Source organism: Embleya sp. NBC_00888 (assembly GCF_045207655.1).
Taxonomy (GTDB): Bacteria; Actinomycetota; Actinomycetes; order Streptomycetales; family Streptomycetaceae; genus Embleya.
This window is the reverse complement of the sequence record NZ_CP108784.1, coordinates 3,702,132-3,720,706: the sequence shown is the minus strand read 5'-3', so window position 1 is coordinate 3,720,706 and position 18,575 is coordinate 3,702,132. Positions and strand designations below refer to the sequence as shown.

Genomic DNA, 18,575 nt, shown 5'->3' with positions numbered 1-18,575 from the left:
GACTTCATGATCGGCTGCTCCTCTGTCCGATGCGGATGTCATGTTCCTTCGACTGGCTGCCCCCACGTTTCCGTTGCCGGAGGTGGAAGCGCTGGCCTGCAAGGCGCAGTACGAACGATACTCCTTCCTTTTCTGGTGGGTATTCGATTTTTTGCATCGCGCCGCCCGTATTCTGGCACATTTACCACTATCGATTTCCCTGAAGCGGCCGAGGTTGCGTGAGATCTCCTTGAGACGCAGGACAGCAGGATCGGTCTCCGTGATCAGCTGAACGACCGGCCGACGCGGCAGCACGGACGCGGCTTCAATCCGAACCGTTGTGAGGACTGCGGACACTGAGCCGACTGGCACGTCTTTGATGAGGTCCTCCGCCGGTTCATCTAGGGGGCTTGAGCCATGCTGCCGGGGGTCGTGTTCCCGCAGGCCAGTGGCGAGCGATCAGACGTGGCGGACAGCATCTACGCCGCATTGCTGACTGAACTCCTGGTCTCGCTATCGTTCATTGAAGCTCGAAGCAGCCACTGACGCGGACCGAGCGCAGGATCGTCAAGGTCCGCGTGCTCCGACGTTGGGGACCCGCCCGGATCGCCTTCCCTCTCGGGCTCAATCCGGCGACCGTCCACCGCGTCCTCACCCGCTACCGCCTCGCCCGCCTCACCCGTCTGGACCGCCACCGGGCGGCCGTCCGCCGCTACGAACACGCCGCACCCGGCGACCTGATCCACGTCGACGTCAAGAACTCGGCAACATCCGCCGACGGCGGCGGCCACAAGGCCCTCGGCTGCGCTGCCGGACGCAGGAATAGCTCCGGAGCCGGATATGCCCACCTTCAATGCCGTCGACGACCACTCCCGCCTCGCCTGCGGCGAGATCCTCACCGACGAGCGCGAGGAGACCGCCGCCGCCTTCTGGACCCGCGGCCATGCCTACTTCGCCTCGTACGGCGTCACCGTTCGACGCGTCCTGACCGACAACGGTCCCGTTACAAGTCGTACGACCGGCGCAACACCCTTGCGACGCAGGGGATATCGCACAAGCGCACACGCCCGTATCGGCCGCAGACCAACGGCAAGGTGGAGTCCCGACGAATGGGCCTACGCCACGCCCTACTGCACCGAAGCCGAACGGCGCGAAACCTTCCCGGATCGGCAGCACTCCTACAATCACCACCGCGGACACACCGCACTCAACGGCCGACCACCCGCAAGCCGCGTCACTAACCTCGTGGGTCAATACACCGAGCGCTCTCGGCAGCGTTCAGCGGTCGGCGCTGCCTGGTGGCACGACCCACTCGGTGGGTTGGCCGGTGAGGGAGGCGATCATGTCGAAATCGCCGTCGTAATGGAGGACGGTCAGCCGGTTCAGTTCTGCCGTGGCAGCGATGAGAAGGTCGGGGAGTGACAGCGCTCGGTGGAACCCCGCGTTGAGAGCGTGGCGCTGAACCTCCAGTGCGCGGGTGAAGGCGCCGTCGTCACTGGAAAGGTAGTCGAAGGCATGGAGCCAGGTGCTGATTCGGGTTGCCTCGCCGGTATCCCGGGCCGAGTGGATCATCTCGTACTCGGTGGGTTGGCAGACTGCCAGCAGATAGCGCTCGTGGAGAGGCTTCAGCACCTCTCTCACGCTGGGCTTCGTCCAGCGTGCCAGAGCTGATTTGTCGATCAGGAAGCGGTCCTGCATCAGGCGGCCCGGCCGCCATCGCGCTTCAGGCTACCGTCGGCGTTGCGAGGACCGGTGGTCTCGATGATTTCGCTGAAGTCGAAGTCGCCGGCATCCATGGCGTCAAAGCCCTCTTGTCGCAGGTGCCGTTTGACGGCGTCCTCCATGGCGAGCCGTACGGCCTGGGCTTTTGTCTTGGTGTCGAAGATTCGCATGGCCTCGGCGACCATGGCCTCATCAAGGTCGATCACTGTCCTTGCCATGCTGGCCTCCTCGGATGATCAGGTGCGTCAAATGATATCATCCTGCCTCTGGAAGTGATATCGTCTTCTGTAGGTTTGTCCGAAGCGGCCGGGCACGCGGTCTGCTGGAGTGCCAGGCACTGTTTCGAGTACGCCGCTGGCTGGATCGACTGGGACGCGTTCGCGGACTTGACACTGATGCGGGCCACCAGCTCGCTGCCGGTGCGAGGAAGACATCTGCGGCCACCGATCCTCGGCAGGGGAATCCCCACTCCGTCAGCGCCTGCCTTGGCCGACTCGACATGAGCTTGCGTGACTCTGAGGGTGATATGGCAGGACAGCTCTCTCAATCTGCCGCGAGGGCCGCACGCGATGCGGATCCGAGATGATGATCGACTACAACGTCAGTGATCATTGGCCCGCTGATACACCAGACTGGTTGAAGTCCCTCGTCTCGTCCCTCGACCTCTGCCACGGCGCCAGCACCGTCCTATCGCTGACTGTGATCGTGGAAGAGGTCCTGGAGTGGTTGGAACTCGCCAGTGGTGTCGACGCCTGGAAGAACTTTGCCAACCGCACGTCACTGCGCCACGACCTGGATGAATCGGTACGCGCACTCGGTGCCTCACTTCGGGCGCACATCGCCGCATCGCTCGCACAGTTCCAAGTTGCCTTCTCCCGGCTCACCAACAGCCCTTCGGCGGTCTTGAAGCACCCGCCGGGCAGCCGCACCGACGCCGTTGATCGCTGATCAGGTAGCTGCGCCGGGCCGCGCCCCACCAGCCGATGAGTTCCCGAACGGTGAGCGTGACAGGATGCCCCTCTGCTGCAGCTTCCCGGGCCTTCTTCAGCCTGTGGTGCCGGGTACTGGCGAACTTCGCGTCCTCCGACTCCTGTGGAGCTTGCTTTGCCAGAGAGTCCAGAAGCCGCTGCCGTAGAGAATCCAGCGTGGTGCCGTCGCGCAGCGCCCAGGCGTTCCAGCCGTCGAAGGAGCCGTGCCCCACAGCGCACCGCCGTCGAGTGCTTCGGTCTCGAAGATCCAGCGGGTGAGCAGGGTCCGGGGAAACGCCTGGACGGCACCCAGCCCGATCAGCTTGTCCCGGAGGCCGGCGACGTCGACGGCCAAAAACTTCGCCTCGTACTCGTGCATCGATCCTTCTTCCCGTAACCGAGCAGGGTGGGTGTACCGGCGCCGCGGCGAGGACCGGGCCCGTGCGGTGCGCCGACCGCCGACCGCCGGCCGCAGGCCCCCGCACACGCCGACGCGGGTCGCCGCGCGATGCGGACGCCGGACTCGACTCGCTCGACGCAGGCCGGTTGGTGGGTCGGTGGGGTTCGGCGCGCGAGGATGGTTCCATGCCGAATCGTCTCGCTGGGTCCACATCGCCGTACCTCCTCCAACACGTCGACAACCCCGTCGACTGGTGGCCGTGGGGTGAGGAGGCGTTCGCGGAGGCCCGCCGCCGTGATGTCCCGATCCTGCTCAGCGTCGGGTACAGCGCGTGCCACTGGTGCCACGTGATGGCCCACGAGTCCTTCGAGGACGAGGCCACCGCCGCGATCGTCAACGCGAACTTCGTCGCCATCAAGGTGGACCGCGAGGAACGCCCGGACGTGGACGCGGTCTACATGGAGGCCACCGTCGCGATGAACCACGGCCAGGGCGGCTGGCCGATGACCGTGTTCGCGACGCCCGACGGCGAGCCGTTCTACTGCGGCACCTACTACCCGAGCGAGGCGCGCCGGGGCATGCCCTCGTTCCGGCAGGTGATGTACGAGATCAACAAGGCCTGGGTCGACCGCAACGACGAGGTGCGCCGCACCGGTCTCCAGGTCGCCACATCCCTGGCCTCCCCGCGCGATCTGCACACGGGCGGCGACGCACCCACCGCCGAGGACCTGGACACCGCGCTGACCCTGCTCGCGCGCGAGTACGACCGCGTGAATGGGGGCTTCGGCGACGCGCCCAAGTTCCCGCCGTCGATGGTGCTGGAGTTCCTGCTGCGCCACCACGCCCGGACCGAGTCCGAGGCGGCCCTGGAGATCGCCCAGGAGACCTGCGAGGCGATGGCCCGGGGCGGGATCTACGACCAACTCGGCGGCGGCTTCGCGCGCTACTCGGTGGACGCCGCATGGGTGGTGCCGCACTTCGAGAAGATGCTCTACGACAACGCCCAGTTGATCCGGGTGTACACCCACCTGTGGCGGGCCACCGGAAGCGAGTTCGCCCGTCGGATCGCGCTGGAGACGGCCGACTTCCTGGTCCGCGAACTGCGGACCCCCGAGGGCGCGTTCGCCTCCGCGTTGGACGCGGACAGCCCGGACGCCGAGGGCAGGTCGGTCGAGGGCGCGTTCTACGCCTGGACCCCGGCGCAACTGATCGAGGTGCTGGGCGAGGCGGACGGCACGTGGGCGGCCCGGGTGTTCGCGGTCACCGAGGAGGGCACCTTCGAGCACGGCATGTCCGTCCTGCAACTGCTCGACGACCCCGAGGATGTCGAGCGACTGACCGACGTGCGGGCCAGGTTGCTGGCCGCGCGCGAGGAGCGGGCCCGGCCGGGCCGCGACGACAAGGTCGTGGCCGCGTGGAACGGGCTGGCCATCGCGGCGCTGGCCGAGGCCGGCACCCTGTTCTCCCGCCCCGACCTGCTCGACGCCGCGCTCGCGGCGGCCGACCTGCTGCTCGCGGTGCACCTGGGCGGCGACGAGGACGACGAGCTCGGCGACCGGCTCGTGCGCACTTCGCGGGACGGCCGACCGGGACCGAACGCGGGTGTCCTGGAGGACTACGCGGACGTCGCCGAGGGCTTCCTCGCGTTGTACGCGGTGACCTCGGACGACGCGTGGCTGACCTTCGCCGGCGTGCTCGTGGACGTGGTGCTGGGGCACTTCGTGGACGAGGAGGGCGCGTTCTACGACACCGCCGACGACGCCGAGGAGCTCTTCCGCCGACCGCAGGACCCCACCGACGGGGTCACCCCGTCCGGTTGGACCGGGGCGGCCGGCGCCCTGCTCGGCTACGCGGCGCACCTGGGCTCGGAGGACCACCGCGAGGCCGCCGGCCGCGCGCTCGGCCTGGTACGGATGCTGGCCGCCCGGGCACCGCGGCAGATCGGCTGGGGCCTGGCGGTCGCCGAGGCGTGGTTGGACGGGCCGCGCGAGATCGCCGTGGTCGGCCCCCGTGACGACGACGCGACCTGGGCGCTCTACCTGACCGCGCTGATGTCCACCGCCCCCGGCGCGGTGGTCGCGATGGGCGACCCGGCCGAGGAGTCGCCGGTACCGCTGCTGCGCGACCGGCCGCTGGTGGGCGGCCTGCCGGCGGCGTACGTGTGTCGGCACTTCACCTGCGACGCCCCGGTGACCGACCCGGAACAGTTGGCCGAACAGGTGCTGGCCAAGGCGGTTGCCCGAGCCTGAGCCCGACGCACGCCGGGTTGCTCGTCCGCTGCGCGGCCGGTCGCGCGTCCCCTACGGGTTCGGGGTCGGGTCGGTCTCTCCGAGCCGGGTTGCTTGGCCCCTACGGGGCAGGTCGCACGTCCGCTGCGCGGCCGGGGCCGGGCCGGGGTCGGGCCGGGTGCTGCGGGTCGGGTTGGTCGTGTGGTGTGGGGTGGCGGGCGCGTAGCGGACGTGCGTCCCGGGCGCGTAGCGGACGGCCCGACCGTGACCGCGGAGCGGGCATGCAACCCGGTCGAGCCGACCGGTGCTCGTCCGCTGCGCGGCCGGCCGGTTGCGCGTCCCCTACGGGTTCGGGGTCGGGTCGGTCTCTCCGAGCCGGGTTGCTCGGCCCCTACGGGGCGGGTCGCACGTCCGCTGCGCGGCCGGGGTCGCGGCCGGGTTCCGGTCCGGGCCGGGCGCTGCGGGTCGGGTTGGTCGTGTGGTGTGGGGTGGCGGGCGCGTAGCGGACGTGCGTCCCGGGCGCGTAGCGGACGGCCCGACGTGACCGCGTAGCGGGCATGCACCCCGACGCGCCGACCGGGGCACGGCCTCAACGCAGCCGCCCGCGCACGCGCCACGCCCATGCCTGCGCCGCGCCCGTCGCCACGCCCGCCGCGCCTCTCACGGGCTGTCTCCCAGCCCTCGCTCCAACAGGGCCAGGGACTCGTCGGCCAGTGCGACCAGGTCCCCCGTGCAGCCGTCGCGGGTCCACCCCACGATCGCCTCCGCCAGTGCCGCGCCGATCGCGGCGGCGGCGACCCGCAGTTCGAGATCGTCGGCCGAACGCCCGGTCCCGGCGGCGAACGACTCGGTGATCATCACCCAGGTCTGCATCTGGTGCTCGTAGTTGCGCCGGCGCAGCGCCGGGACCTCCAGGATCAGGGTCATCCGGGTGACCAGTTCCTCGCGGTCCTCGTGCAGGATCTCGCGCAGCGTGTCCAGGATGGCGGTGCGCACCACCCGGAGCAGGCTCATGCCCTCGGGCGCGGTCCGCAGGATCTCCACCATCAGGGGGTCGTACTCGTCGGTGAGCACGATGTCCTCCTTGCTGGGGAAGTAGCGGAAGAAGGTGCTGGGCGAGATCTCCGCCGCCTCGGCGATCTGGTCGACGGTGGTCGCGTCGTAGCCGTGTTCGCGGAAGAGCCGGTAGGCCTCCCGGCGGATCGCCTGGCGGGTCTTGATCTTCTTGCGCTCGCGCAGCCCCACGGGTGAGGCGGCCAGGTCACGGATGGAGGACTCCTTCGCGGTCATGCCTCGATTCTCCCGGTCCGGCCGGGCTCGCCGCCGGCGCCGGTGCGTCGGCGATGCGCCTGGGCAGGAAGATCGCCACCGCGACGCCGAGCACCAGTGCGCTGACGCCACAGATCAGCAGGCTCAGGTTCATGCCGTGCACGAACGCCTCGCGGGCCGAGTCCAGCAGTGCCGGGTCCGCGCCGTGGGCCGACACCTTGGCCGCGCCGCCGATCGAGTCGCGCGCGGTGTCCGCGACCGGGCCCGGGCGGCCGGTGGTGTCGATTCGGTCCAGGTAGGCGGACGCGAGCACGCTGCCCAGGATCGCCACCCCGAGCGCACCCGCCACCTGCCGCAGGGTCTGCACCAGGGCCGATCCCATCCCGGTGCGCTCCGGCGCCAGAGTGGCCATGAACGCGTCCATCGCGGGCACCAGCGACAGGCCCAGGCCCAGGCCGGTCACGGTGAGCCAGCAGGCGATCCACCCGTACCCGTCATCCACCGAGCCGGTCGCGCCCAGCAGCAGTCCGCAGCCGAGCACGAACAGTCCGCTCGGGATGACCACCTTGTAGCCGAACCGCGCCGCGAGCTTGGCGCTCAACACCGAGGCCACGAACAGTCCGGCCAGCAGCGGCAGCAGCCGCAGGCCGGTGCCGAACGCGTTGTGGCCGTCCACGGCCTGGAACCGCTGCGGGACCAGGAACAACACGCCGGCGATCGCGAAGGACGGCACCAGCGCGGCGATCGTGGCCCACAGGAAGTTGCGGTCGCGGAACAGGCCCAGGTCGATCATCGGCCGCCGGGCCCTGGTCTCGCGCACCACCAGGCTCGCGATGATCAGCGCCGCCGCGCCGAACAGCGCGAGCACGCGCGGGTCGCCCCAGCCCCACTCGGGCGCCTCGATCAGCGCGAAGATCAGCGTGGTCAGCCCCGCGACCACCAGCACGGTGACCGCGATGTCCACCTTGGGGGCGTCGGCCGAGCGCGACACCGGGAGCAGGAACCCGCACACGAGCAGCGCCAGCCCGACCATCGGGATGTTGATCAGGAACACCGAGCCCCACCAGAAGTGCTCGAGCAGCAGCCCGCCCAGGATCGGGCCGAGCGGGATGCCCAGCGCGGTGCTCGCGGCCCAGATCGAGATCGCCTTGCCGCGCTCGGCGGCCGGGAAGAGCGAGGGCAGGATGGACAACGACAGCGGCATGATGAACGCCCCGCCGATGCCCATCAGCGCGCGCGCCGCGATCACCCCCTCGACCGAGCCGACCAGCGCGCCGACCACCGAGCCGACGCCGAAGATGGCGAGCCCCACCAGCAGGAAGAGCCGCCGGCCGTAGCGGTCGCCGATCAGTCCGGCCGGGAGCATCAGCGCCGCGAACACCACGATGTACGAGTCGGCGATCCACTGCAGGTCGCCCGTGCTCGCGCCCAGTTGTTCGCTCATCGTCGGCATCGCCACGTTGATGATCGTGGTGTCCAGGCCGACCACCAGGAGTCCGACCACCAGCGCGCCCAGCGCCCACCACCGCCGCGGGTCGGGCGGCCCTTCGGCTTCGTTCGCCGGACTCGGCTCATGCTTCGTCGCATCCATGACTGTCCCCATCTATTGAGTGCATCTGTCTTATGACAGTAGCTCTCAAAATCCAGCGACAGTCAACTTCCTCGGCAAAGAGCAGCCCAAGCTCGGGGGAAAACCCGGAAAAGCCCGAAGGCCCACAACTCCGAACGGAGTCGCGGGCCTTCGGGCCGATGAGTGGGGGCGATCAGTCGAGCGCCACCAGGGCGACGGCGACGAAGTGGCTCGCGAACGCGAGCAGCGTGAAGGCGTGGAAGACCTCGTGGAAGCCGAACCACTGCGGCGAGGGGTTGGGTCGCTTGATCCCGTAGACCACCGCGCCCAGGCTGTAGAGCACGCCGCCGACGATCACCAGGACCACCACCGCGACGCCGCCCTCACGCATGAACTCGGGCAGGTAGAACACCGCGGCCCAGCCCAGCGCGACGTAGATGGGGGTGTAGAGCCAGCGTGGCGCGCCGATCCAGAAGACCCGGAAACCGATCCCGGCGAGCGCCCCGATCCACACCACCCAGAGCAGGATTTGATCGCTTTTGCCCAGCAATAGAATGGTCAAAGGGGTGTAGGTACCCGCGATGATCAGGAAGATGTTGGCGTGATCGAGTCGGCGCAGTACCGCCTCGCCGCGCGGTCCCCAGTTGCCTCGGTGATAGACCCCGGACGTGCCGAAGAGCATCGCCGCGGTCAGTGCGAACACACCACACGCTATGCGGGACTTGGTATCCCCGGCCAGGGCGACCAGGACGATGCCGGAGGCCACGGCGAGGGGAAAGGTCCCCGCGTGGATCCATCCGCGCAGCTTGGGTTTGATGGGCGTCAAGGGCGCCGTCAAGGCGTGCGCGTCCACACTCATGTCGCCGAGTGTACTTACGCCCACGTAGGTTACTGGGAAGTACGAAGTGAGACGCATCACGGGAGATCTTGTCCCGGAGGGGCGCGAAACCGCACGTCTTTGGGGTTTTCGGTCCGGTACGGGGCACAACTTCCAGGTGGGGACCTGTCCCGGGCGGTTCCGCGTTCGGATGACCGGATAAAATCCCCGCAACCCTCAACCCCGACGCCGGGGACTCGCCGTCCCAGGCGCGAAATGGAGCGATCGTGGCCAACGAGGTCCCGACGAAACACAGGCAGCTGCTCGACTGGGTGAGCGAGATCGCCCGGCTGACTCAGCCCGACCGAATCGAATGGTGTGACGGTTCGGAAGAGGAGTACCAGCGCCTCGCCGACCTCCTCGTCGAGAAGGGCACCTTCCGCAAGCTCGACGAGAACAAGCGCCCCAACAGCTACTACGCGACCTCCGACCCTCGGGATGTCGCACGCGTCGAGGACCGGACCTACATCTGCTCCGAGAAGGAGGAGGACGCGGGTCCGACCAACAACTGGATAGCCCCGGCCGAGATGCGCACCAAGCTCGGCGGCCTGTTCGCCGGCTCGATGCGTGGCCGCACGATGTACGTGGTGCCCTTCTGCATGGGTCCGGTCGGCTCGCCGCTGTCCGCCTACGGCGTGGAGATCACCGACTCCGCCTACGTCGCGGTCTCGATGCGCACGATGACCCGGATGGGTCAGGCGGTGCTGGACTTCCTGGGCACCGACGGAGAGTTCGTCAAGGCCGTGCACACCGTCGGGGCCCCGCTCGCCGAGGGCGAGGCGGACGTGCCGTGGCCGTGCAACACCGAGAAGTACATCACGCACTTCCCCGAGGACCGGGAGATCTGGTCCTACGGCTCGGGCTACGGCGGCAACGCCCTGCTCGGCAAGAAGTGCTACGCGCTCCGGATCGCGTCCGTCATGGCGCGCGACGAGGGCTGGATGGCCGAGCACATGCTGATCCTGAAGCTCACGCCTCCCTCGGGCGCCGAGCCGAAGTTCATCGCCGCCGCCTTCCCCTCCGCGTGTGGCAAGACCAACCTGGCGATGCTCCAGCCGACCATTCCGGGCTGGAAGGTGGAGACCGTCGGCGACGACATCGCGTGGATGCGGTTCGGCGAGGACGGCCGGCTGTACGCGATCAACCCCGAGGCGGGCTTCTTCGGTGTCGCGCCGGGCACCGGCGAGCACACCAACGCCAACGCGATGAAGACCATGTGGGGCAACTCGGTCTTCACCAACGTCGCGCTCACCGACGACAACGACGTCTGGTGGGAGGGGATGACCGAGGACAAGCCCGCGCACCTGATCGACTGGAAGGGCAACGACTGGACTCCCGAGTCGGAGACCCCCGCCGCCCACCCCAACGCGCGGTTCACCGTCCCCGCGTCGCAGTGCCCCACCATCGCGCCCGAGTGGGAGGACCCCAAGGGTGTGCCGATCTCGGCCATCCTCTTCGGCGGTCGTCGGGCCAGCGCGGTTCCGCTGGTGACCGAGTCCTTCGACTGGCAGCACGGTGTCTTCCTCGGCGCGAACGTGGCGTCGGAGAAGACCGCCGCGGCCGAGGGCACGGTCGGCGAGCTGCGCCGCGACCCGTTCGCCATGCTGCCGTTCTGCGGTTACAACATGGGCGACTACATGGCGCACTGGCTGGACATCGGCCAGGCCACCTCGGCGGACAAGCTGCCGAAGATCTACTACGTGAACTGGTTCCGCAAGGACGCCGACGGCAAGTTCGTCTGGCCCGGCTTCGGTGAGAACAGCCGCGTGCTCAAGTGGATCGTCGAGCGCCTGGAAGGGCTCGCCGACGGTGTGGACTCCCCGATCGGCGTACTGCCGACGCGCGAGTCGCTGGACCTCAAGGGTCTGGACCTCACCGACGCCGAGCTGGACCTGCTGCTGAGCGTGGACCGGGAGATCTGGAAGCAGGAGGCCGCGCTGGTCCCCGAGCACCTGGAGAAGTTCGGCTCGCACACCCCGCAGGGACTGTGGGACGAGTACGACAAGCTGGTCGCGCGACTCGACGGCCGAGGCTGACTCGACGTCGAAATACCGGTACGCTCCGGGCCCGGCGGGATCTCTCCCGCCGGGCCCTCGGCGTTCGGAAAGCCACCCTCGGATGAGCGCGCGACACGCCGTCCGCGAGCCGACCTTCACCGCATCTTCACGCCCGCCCTCCGCCGCGTGACGTCGAGCGGGTGTCGGACGGGAGTAGGGTTTTCGGCGCGGGTGATCACGGACGGAGGAGCAGGTGGACATGGGCCTGCGGGACCTCGCATACGGCGCATACGGCAAGCGCATCGAGGCGTCGCTCGACCGTACGGTGATACCGCGTCACGTCGGCGTCATCCTGGACGGCAACCGCCGCTGGGCGAAGGCGTACGGCGAACAGGTGGCCGAGGGGCACCGCAAGGGTGCCGACAAGATCCACGAGCTGCTCACCTGGTGTGAAGAGGTCGGCGTCGAGGTGGTCACGCTGTGGCTGCTGTCCACCGACAACCTCAATCGGCCGCCCGAGGAACTGGCCGATCTGATGGTGATCATCGAGAACGCGGTCACCGATCTGGCCGCCGCGCGGCGCTGGCGGGTGCACCCGGTCGGCGCACTGGACCTGTTGCCCGAACACACGCGCGAGGTGCTCAAGCGCTCCGAGACCGAGACCGCGGACCTGACCGGCGTATTCGTCAACGTCGCGGTCGGGTACGGCGGTCGGCACGAGATCGCGGACGCGGTGCGCTCGCTGCTCGTGGAGCACGCCGGCAAGGGCACCTCGATCGAGGAGCTGGCCGAGGTGCTGGATGTCGAGCACATCGCCGAACACCTCTACACCCGCGGCCAGCCCGATCCGGACCTGGTCATCCGAACCTCGGGTGAACAGCGGCTGTCCGGTTTCCTGTTGTGGCAGAGCGCGCATTCGGAGTTCTACTTCTGCGAGGCCTTCTGGCCGGACTTCCGCAAGGTCGACTTCCTCCGGGCGCTGCGCGACTACTCCGCCCGGCATCGCCGCTACGGCGCCTGACGCCTCGTCATCGTGCCTGCGCAGACCCGGGATTCCATCGGCATGTGATCATCCGGTTTGTGTTGGAGTCCCCGCGGACGGGAATAACCCCGTCGGGCCGGCACACATCATGTGGGCCGGTGCGCTATGTGGGTGACACCCCGTCACCTGCCCGGGAGGCCCTTCCGTGCACTACAGGCTCCACAGTTCACGGCGACAGGAGGGCCGGGCACCCGGCCTTCGGGCCGGGGCCCGGACTCCGAGCGATCAGGGCGCACGGTGCGCGTGCCCTGAGAGGGGGCGAGGCACTCCGTGGCCACGATCCAACGCCGTGCTCCGCAGCACCGGACGTATGTCCTCGACACCAGCGTGCTCCTTGCCGATCCGTCGGCGCTCTTGAAGTTCGACGAGCACGAGGTGGTTCTTCCCGTCGTCGTGATCACCGAGTTGGAGGCCAAGCGGCACCACCCGGAGTTGGGTTACTTCGCCCGTCAAACGCTGCGGATGCTGGACGAACTGCGCACGCAGTACGGCCGCCTGGACGCCCCCGTACCGATCGGGGAATCCGGCGGCACGCTGCGGGTGGAGCTCAATCACATCGACGCGACCGTGCTCCCACCCGGATTCCGGCTGGGCGACAACGACTCGCGCATCCTGGCGGTGGCCAGGCACCTCATGGCCGAGGGACACGATGTGACGCTGGTGTCCAAGGACGTGCCGATGCGGGTCAAGGCATCCGCGGTGGGACTGAGCGCGGAGGAGTACCGCGCCGAACTGGTGAACACGTCGGGCTGGACGGGGATGGCCGAACTCCAGGTGGACTCGGCCGACATCGACGCCCTCTTCGAGCGCGATCGCACCCACATCGAGCAGGCCGCCGACCTGCCCTGCCACACCGGACTGGTACTGGTGTCCGAACGCGGCAAGGCGCTCGGTCGGGTCACCGCCGACAAGCAGGTCCGCCTGGTGCGCGGCGACCGGGACGTGTTCGGTCTGCACGGACGCAGCGCCGAGCAGCGGATAGCTCTCGACCTGCTGCTCGACCCGGACATCGGCATCGTGTCGATGGGCGGCCGGGCGGGCACCGGCAAGTCGGCGCTGGCGATGTGCGCGGGCCTGGAGGCGGTGCTGGAGCGCAATCAGCACCGCAAGGTGATGGTCTTCCGTCCCCTGTACGCGGTCGGCGGCCAGGAGCTCGGTTATCTGCCCGGCACCGAGAACGAGAAGATGAGCCCCTGGGCCCAGGCGGTCTTCGACACGTTGTCGGCGGTCACCACGTCCGACGTGATCGAGGAGGTGGTCGCGCGCGGGATGTTGGAGGTGCTGCCGCTCACCCACATCCGCGGCCGGTCGCTGCACGACGCGTTCGTGATCGTGGACGAGGCGCAGTCCCTGGAACGCAATGTGCTGCTGACCGTGCTTTCGCGGATCGGCAGCAATTCGCGGGTGGTGCTCACCCACGATGTCGCGCAGCGGGACAACCTGCGGGTCGGTCGGCACGACGGGGTGGTCGCGGTGGTGGAAAAGCTCAAGGGGCATCCGCTGTTCGCGCACGTGACGCTGACCCGGTCCGAGCGCTCGCCCATCGCGGCCCTGGTGACCGAGATGTTGGAGGACCTGCCGGGCTGACCGATGCCCTGGTGGGGGCCCGGAGACAACGGTTCGACCGGCCCCGTCGGCGACGTCTCGACTGCTTCGAGACGTCGACGGCGGGGCCTCGCCGTGTCCGCATATTCCGGGTGGAAACGGTCTCAGGCGAAAAGGGAAAAGGCTTGGCCGTTCCGGGACTTGTGATGTTCGCCACGCCCCGGGAAATTGCTTCCGAATGTTTGGCTGAGGCAGGCTGCTGGACTTGTAAGACCCCCGCGTACGGCTGTGCCCGACAACTCAACACATGACCTGCTGTACGCCGCCCACGCACGCGCCGGGTGAACCACCCGGCGCCGGGGCCGAAACACTCCCTCCGGGAGTGTGGGAAGACCGGGGGTTGGACTCGTTCGCCGCTTCGCTCGCGGTGCGCGCCTGCCGGAAGGAACGTGTGTGAGCCGGATCTCGGTTCGGGGGATAGCCGTGGCGTCTGCCACCGCTGTCACGGCCGTTGGCGCCGTCGTCGGATTCAGTGGCACGGGCGTTTCCGCGTCCGCCGACGCCCAGACGGTAGACGAAGCGAGCACGACGAAGCTTCTCGAGGTTCCTGCCGCCCCCCAGGCGCAGCAATTGAGCACGGGTATCACCCACCAGGCCGACGCGCAGACCGCCGCCTACGACGAGGCGCAGCGTGTTCAGGCCGAGGAGGCCGCCCGGGTCAAGGCCGAGCGCGACGCCGCCGAGAAGGCCGCCGCGGAGAAGGCCGCGGCCGAGAAGGCGGCGGCGGACAAGGCGGCGGCGGACAAGGCCGCGGCCGACAAGGCCGAGGCCGACCGCAAGGCCGCCGAGGAGCGCGCGGCGCGTTCGGACAACCGCGGCGCGGTGGAGAAGGTGTCCGCGTCCGCCGCCGACGCCCAGGCGATCGCCAAGTCGATGATGAGCGCGAGCGCGTACACGTGCTTCAGCAACATCGTCACGAAGGAGAGCGGCTGGCGGGTCGACGCGACGAACAAGTCGTCCGGCGCGTACGGCCTGATGCAGGCGCTGCCCGCGAGCAAGTACGCCTCGGCCGGCTCCGACTGGCGGACCAACCCCGCGACGCAGATCAAGTGGGGTCTGAGCTACATGAACGAGCGCTACGGCAGCCCGTGCCAGGCGTGGACGTTCTGGCAGAGCCACAACTGGTACTGAGTGGGCCGCGAGTCGATCGACTCGCCCATGAACACGGGTCGAGCCCCGCACGCCGTCCGGCGCGCGGGGCTCGATCGTGTCCGGGGCCGACCGGGCCTCAGATGCGTTCGATGATGGTGCCGGACGCGTTGGCGCCGCCGGCGCACATCGTCACTAGCGCGAACTGCTTGTCGGTGCGCTCGAGTTCGTAGAGCGCGGTGGTCAGCAGTCGGCCGCCGGTGGAGCCGACCGGGTGGCCGAGCGCGATCGCGCCGCCGTTGACGTTGACCTTGTCCAGGTCGGCCTTCTGCACCTGGGCCCAGGACAGTACGACGGACGCGAACGCCTCGTTGACCTCGAACAGGTCGATGTCGGACATCGACATCCCGGAGCGGGCGAACAGCCGCTCGGTCGCGTCGTTGGGACCGTCCAGGTGGTAGTGCGGGTCGGCGCCGACCATCGCCTGGGCGACGATCCGCGCGCGCGGACGCAGGCCCAGCGCGCGGGCCTTGTCCTCGTCCATGATCAGCAGCGCGGCGGCGCCGTCGGAGATCTGCGACGAGTTGCCCGCGGTGTGGATGCCGTCCGGCAACACCGGCTTGAGCTTGGTCAGGCTCTCGATCGTGGTGTCCCGCAGACCCTGGTCGCGGTCGACCGGGACGGTCTCACCGGTGGGCTTGCCCTCGGCGTCCAGTACGGGGGCCTCGACCGTGATCACCTGCGACGTGAACCGGCCCTCCTCCCACGCGCGCTTGGCGTTGGCCTGCGAGCGCACGCCGAGCGCGTCCACGTCGGCGCGGGTGATGCCCCGGTTGCGGGCGATCCGCTCGGCGGCGGTGAACTGGTCGGGCAGGTCGATCGCCCAGTCCTCCGGCTTGGACCTCTGGCCGGGCTTGGCGGTGTGCCCGAGCGGGTTGCGGCTCATCGACTCGATGCCGCATGCGACTCCCGCGTCGATGGCGCCGGTCGCGATCAACCCGGCGATCAGGTGCACCGACTGCTGGGCCGATCCGCACTGGCAGTCGATCGTGGTGCCGCCGGTGCGGGTCGGCAATCCGGCGTACAGCCACGCGTGCTTGACGATGTCGCCCGACTGCTCGCCGGCCTGGGTGACGCAGCCGCCGATCACCTGGTCGACGAGTTCGGCGTCGATCCCGGCCCGTTCGATCAACCCGCGCTGGGCGGCGGCGAGTAGCTGCACCGGGTGCAGACCGGCGAGCCGGCCGTTGCGCTTGCCGATGGGCGTGCGCACGGCTTCGACGATGACGGGGTTGCCCATGAGGTCGCTCCTAGCGAGTCCTGAGTGGCCGGTCCTCGGGGCCGGGCCACGAGTGGCGACGCATTGATCCAGCCTGATCTCACCCTGCCCCAGGTGTATGACTAAGTCAAGGATATGATCGAGGTGACACCGGGGCTCCCGATCCTCGCGGCACCTGGGAATCTCCCGATCGCCGGCTTCGCCCGATCCGGGGGTCCCCGATCCGCGCCGGAACGCCCCGTGCCCTTGCGTCGGGTGGGTTCGTTGAGGCCGGTGGGGCGCGGAGGGACTACCGGAACGTGAGATTCCGCATGGGATTCCCAGGCGTACTACGCTTGGCCCGTGTTGAGCGATCGAGCGGGTGCGGAGCGTCACATCAGGCCGCGAGCGGATCGACGCGCGGAGATCATCAGACACGCCTGTGCGCTGTTCGCCAAGCGGGGCTACGGGGCCACCACGGTCCGCCAGATCGCCGAGTCCGCCGACATGCTCTCGGGCAGCCTGTACCACCACTTCCCGTCCAAGGAAGCGATGTTGCTCGAAGTGCTCGACACCTTCTTCGCCGACATCATGAGCCGACAGCGGGCCACCGTCGATCGCGGCGACGAGCCGATCGCGACGCTGCGCGGCCTGCTTCGGGACAGCCTCGAAGTGATCGGCAACAGCCCCGACGCGGCGATCGTGGTGGTCGGCGAGTCGCGCCGACTCTCCCGCACCGAGGGCTTCGTCTGGCTCTCCGACCGCACCGCCGAGGCGTCCATCCTGTGGGGCCGGGTGCTGCGCCGGGGCATCGAGGACGGCAGCCTGCGTCGGGACCTGCACCCCGTGCTGCTGTCGCTGATGCTGCAATCGGCGGTGTGGGGGATGGCGCAGTGGTACCGGCCGAGCGGGCGCTACGACCCGGACGCGGCCGCGGGACGTCTCGTGGACGTGTTCGTGCGCGGCATCGTGCGGCCCGGGCGCTACGCCTCGCAGCGGATCTGCAATCTGCTCGGCCCGGCCCGCTACGCGGCGCCGACGCTGCGTCGGGTCGGCCCCGTCGAGGATGCCAGGGTCGAGGCCGAGCGTCGGATGGCCCGGGTGCCGCGCCGGACCGACGCGCGCACCCGGATCCGGATCGCCTCGAACCTGCTCTTCGAACAGGACGGGTACGCGGGCACCACGGTGCGTCGGATCGCCGACCTGGCCGGCGTACCGGTCGGCAGCCTCGCGCATCACATCGGTTCCAAGGAGCAGTTGCTGGCCGAACTGCTCGGCGAGTTCCTCGGCGACCTGCGCACCGCGTTCGACAAGGACGCGGCCGCGCGGCCGACCCCGGTGGAGCGGTTGGCCGGGCTGATCGGGCGGACCGTGGAGGCGCACGCGTGCCACGGCGTGTCCACCGTGCTGGCGATAAACGAGGTGCGCGGCGACGAGTTGCCGGCGAGCCGGCTGGCCGCGCAGCGCGCGAAGGTCTCGGACACCTGGACCCGGGCGCTGTCCGCCGGCATTCGCTCCGGCGACTTCCACCCGGACCTGGACCCGGTGTTCACCCAGCGGGTGCTGCGCACGGCGATCTCGACCGGGAGTCGGATCTATCGCGGGATGGGGGTCCGGGACGCGGTGGGGCTTTACCGGGAGGTCGCGTTGGTGGGGATGAGGGCGGCGTGAGCGCGCGGTATCGGGCGTCGGGGCCCGGTCCCGGGTCCGGCTCCGGCTCCGGCTCCGGGCCTGGGTCTGGGGCTGGGTCCGGGCCTGGGCCGGTTCGGCTTCGGCGGGTGACTCGGCTGCGTGGGCTGACTCGGCTGTGGTGGGCTACGGGGGCTTTGTGGGTGGTCCGTTCGCGGTGGGTGATTCGCTCTCGTCCGGTGTCCCGGTCGCGCGCGAGGCGATGAGCGCGCGGCGCGGGCGGGGACGCGGATGCGGGCGCGGACGCACGAGAGCCCGTCCCCGGGTGGGGACGGGCTCTCGTGATGTTCCGGCGTTGTGCTGCCTGTGCTGCCTGTGGTGCCGTGGGGTGTTCGCCGGTGGGCGATCAGGGCGTGCTCAGCCCTGGTCGGTCTCCAGCGTCACGCCGACCGCGTGGATCACGGCGGCGATCTTGATCGCCTCCTGGATCGTTTCGCGGGGCACGCCCTCCTTGCGCAGGACCTGCTCGTGCGACTCCAGGCACCGACCGCAGCCGTTGATCGCCGAGACGGCCAGCGACCACAGCTCGAAGTCGGCCTTCGGGGCACCCGGGTTGGCCATCACGTTCATCCGCAGCCCGGCACGGAGGTTGCTGTACTCCGGGTCGCCGATGAGGTGCATCGAGCGGTAGTAGACGTTGTTCATCGCCATGATCGCGGCTGCGGCCTTGGCGGCGGTGAACGCCTCGTCGGACAGTCGGCTCTTGGCCTCGGGTTCGAGTTCGGCGAGCACCTTCGGGCTACGCGTGGCGATGGCGCAGGCGAGGACGGTGCCCCACAGCGTCTGCTCGGCGAGCTTCGAGTTGCCGACGACCGAACCCAGGTTGAGCTTGAGGTCCTTGGCGTATTCGGGCAGAGCGGCCTTCAGGACGTCGAGACCCAT

General features: G+C 69.3%; 14 protein-coding genes and 2 pseudogenes. 8 read left to right on the top strand and 8 right to left on the bottom strand.

Features of this window, described 5'->3' with window-relative positions; translation table 11 throughout:
* Positions 1–524 precede the first annotated feature (524 nt).
* Positions 525–1,236: pseudogene (locus tag OG948_RS15280) on the top strand (DDE-type integrase/transposase/recombinase); the annotation flags it as partial.
* Between the two features lie 21 nt (positions 1,237–1,257).
* On the opposite strand, the gene OG948_RS15275 reads toward OG948_RS15280, so the two are convergent.
* Positions 1,258–1,677 (bottom strand): PIN domain nuclease, encoded by a 420-nt coding sequence (locus OG948_RS15275; protein WP_406297022.1) that lies wholly within the window; start codon positions 1,675–1,677, stop codon positions 1,258–1,260.
* On the bottom strand, positions 1,677–1,919 hold the full coding sequence (locus OG948_RS15270; protein WP_406297020.1) for a type II toxin-antitoxin system VapB family antitoxin: 243 nt from the start codon (positions 1,917–1,919) through the stop codon (positions 1,677–1,679). Before OG948_RS15270 ends, OG948_RS15275 begins: the two co-directional genes overlap by 1 nt.
* Positions 1,920–2,283: 364 nt before the next feature.
* Here OG948_RS15270 and OG948_RS15265 point away from each other — a divergent pair, with 364 nt between their 5' ends.
* A complete protein-coding gene (locus OG948_RS15265; protein WP_406297019.1) occupies positions 2,284–2,649 on the top strand; it encodes a hypothetical protein in 366 nt (121 codons plus the stop codon).
* A 255-nt stretch (positions 2,650–2,904) separates the two neighbouring features.
* Here OG948_RS15265 and OG948_RS15260 read toward each other — a convergent pair.
* Positions 2,905–3,048 (bottom strand): annotated as a pseudogene (locus tag OG948_RS15260) (adenylyl cyclase); the annotation flags it as partial.
* Between the two features lie 206 nt (positions 3,049–3,254).
* Here OG948_RS15260 and OG948_RS15255 point away from each other — a divergent pair.
* Positions 3,255–5,318, top strand: coding sequence for a thioredoxin domain-containing protein (locus OG948_RS15255; RefSeq protein WP_406297018.1), 2,064 nt, complete (start codon positions 3,255–3,257; stop codon positions 5,316–5,318).
* Between the two features lie 639 nt (positions 5,319–5,957).
* On the opposite strand, the gene OG948_RS15250 is transcribed toward OG948_RS15255, so the two are convergent.
* The 3 genes from OG948_RS15250 to OG948_RS15240 form a co-directional block, all read right to left on the bottom strand.
* Positions 5,958–6,587 (bottom strand): TetR family transcriptional regulator, encoded by a 630-nt coding sequence (locus OG948_RS15250; protein ID WP_406297016.1) that lies wholly within the window; start codon positions 6,585–6,587, stop codon positions 5,958–5,960.
* Entirely contained in the window at positions 6,559–8,157 is a 1,599-nt protein-coding gene (locus OG948_RS15245; protein WP_406297014.1) for an MFS transporter, read from the bottom strand. The genes OG948_RS15250 and OG948_RS15245 overlap by 29 nt, the downstream gene beginning before the upstream one ends.
* Before the next feature lie 172 nt (positions 8,158–8,329).
* On the bottom strand, positions 8,330–8,995 hold the full coding sequence (locus OG948_RS15240) for a hemolysin III family protein (protein WP_395870344.1): 666 nt from the start codon (positions 8,993–8,995) through the stop codon (positions 8,330–8,332).
* A 245-nt stretch (positions 8,996–9,240) separates the two neighbouring features.
* Here OG948_RS15240 and OG948_RS15235 point away from each other — a divergent pair, with 245 nt between their 5' ends.
* The 4 genes from OG948_RS15235 to OG948_RS15220 all read left to right on the top strand — a co-directional run bounded on the left by OG948_RS15235 (position 9,241) and on the right by OG948_RS15220 (position 14,788).
* Positions 9,241–11,049: a phosphoenolpyruvate carboxykinase (GTP) gene (locus OG948_RS15235; RefSeq protein ID WP_406297012.1), complete on the top strand. Its 1,809-nt coding sequence runs from the start codon at positions 9,241–9,243 to the stop codon at positions 11,047–11,049.
* 220 nt (positions 11,050–11,269) lie between these two features.
* Positions 11,270–12,031, top strand: a complete 762-nt coding sequence (locus OG948_RS15230) for an isoprenyl transferase (protein WP_360311901.1) — start codon at positions 11,270–11,272, stop codon at positions 12,029–12,031.
* Positions 12,032–12,322: 291 nt separating this feature from the next.
* Positions 12,323–13,639, top strand: coding sequence for a PhoH family protein (locus tag OG948_RS15225; RefSeq protein WP_406297010.1), 1,317 nt, complete (start codon positions 12,323–12,325; stop codon positions 13,637–13,639).
* Between the two features lie 588 nt (positions 13,640–14,227).
* Entirely contained in the window at positions 14,228–14,788 is a 561-nt protein-coding gene (locus OG948_RS15220) for a transglycosylase SLT domain-containing protein (RefSeq protein ID WP_406297008.1), read from the top strand.
* Positions 14,789–14,885: 97 nt separating this feature from the next.
* On the opposite strand, the gene OG948_RS15215 is transcribed toward OG948_RS15220, so the two are convergent.
* Entirely contained in the window at positions 14,886–16,046 is a 1,161-nt protein-coding gene (locus tag OG948_RS15215) for a steroid 3-ketoacyl-CoA thiolase (protein ID WP_406297006.1), read from the bottom strand.
* Positions 16,047–16,367: 321 nt separating this feature from the next.
* Between OG948_RS15215 and OG948_RS15210 the strand changes: the two genes are divergently transcribed.
* Entirely contained in the window at positions 16,368–17,675 is a 1,308-nt protein-coding gene (locus OG948_RS15210; protein ID WP_406297004.1) for a TetR/AcrR family transcriptional regulator, read from the top strand.
* A 375-nt stretch (positions 17,676–18,050) separates the two neighbouring features.
* Here OG948_RS15210 and OG948_RS15205 read toward each other — a convergent pair whose 3' ends face one another.
* Positions 18,051–18,575: a carboxymuconolactone decarboxylase family protein gene (locus OG948_RS15205; RefSeq protein WP_395870356.1), complete on the bottom strand. Its 525-nt coding sequence runs from the start codon at positions 18,573–18,575 to the stop codon at positions 18,051–18,053.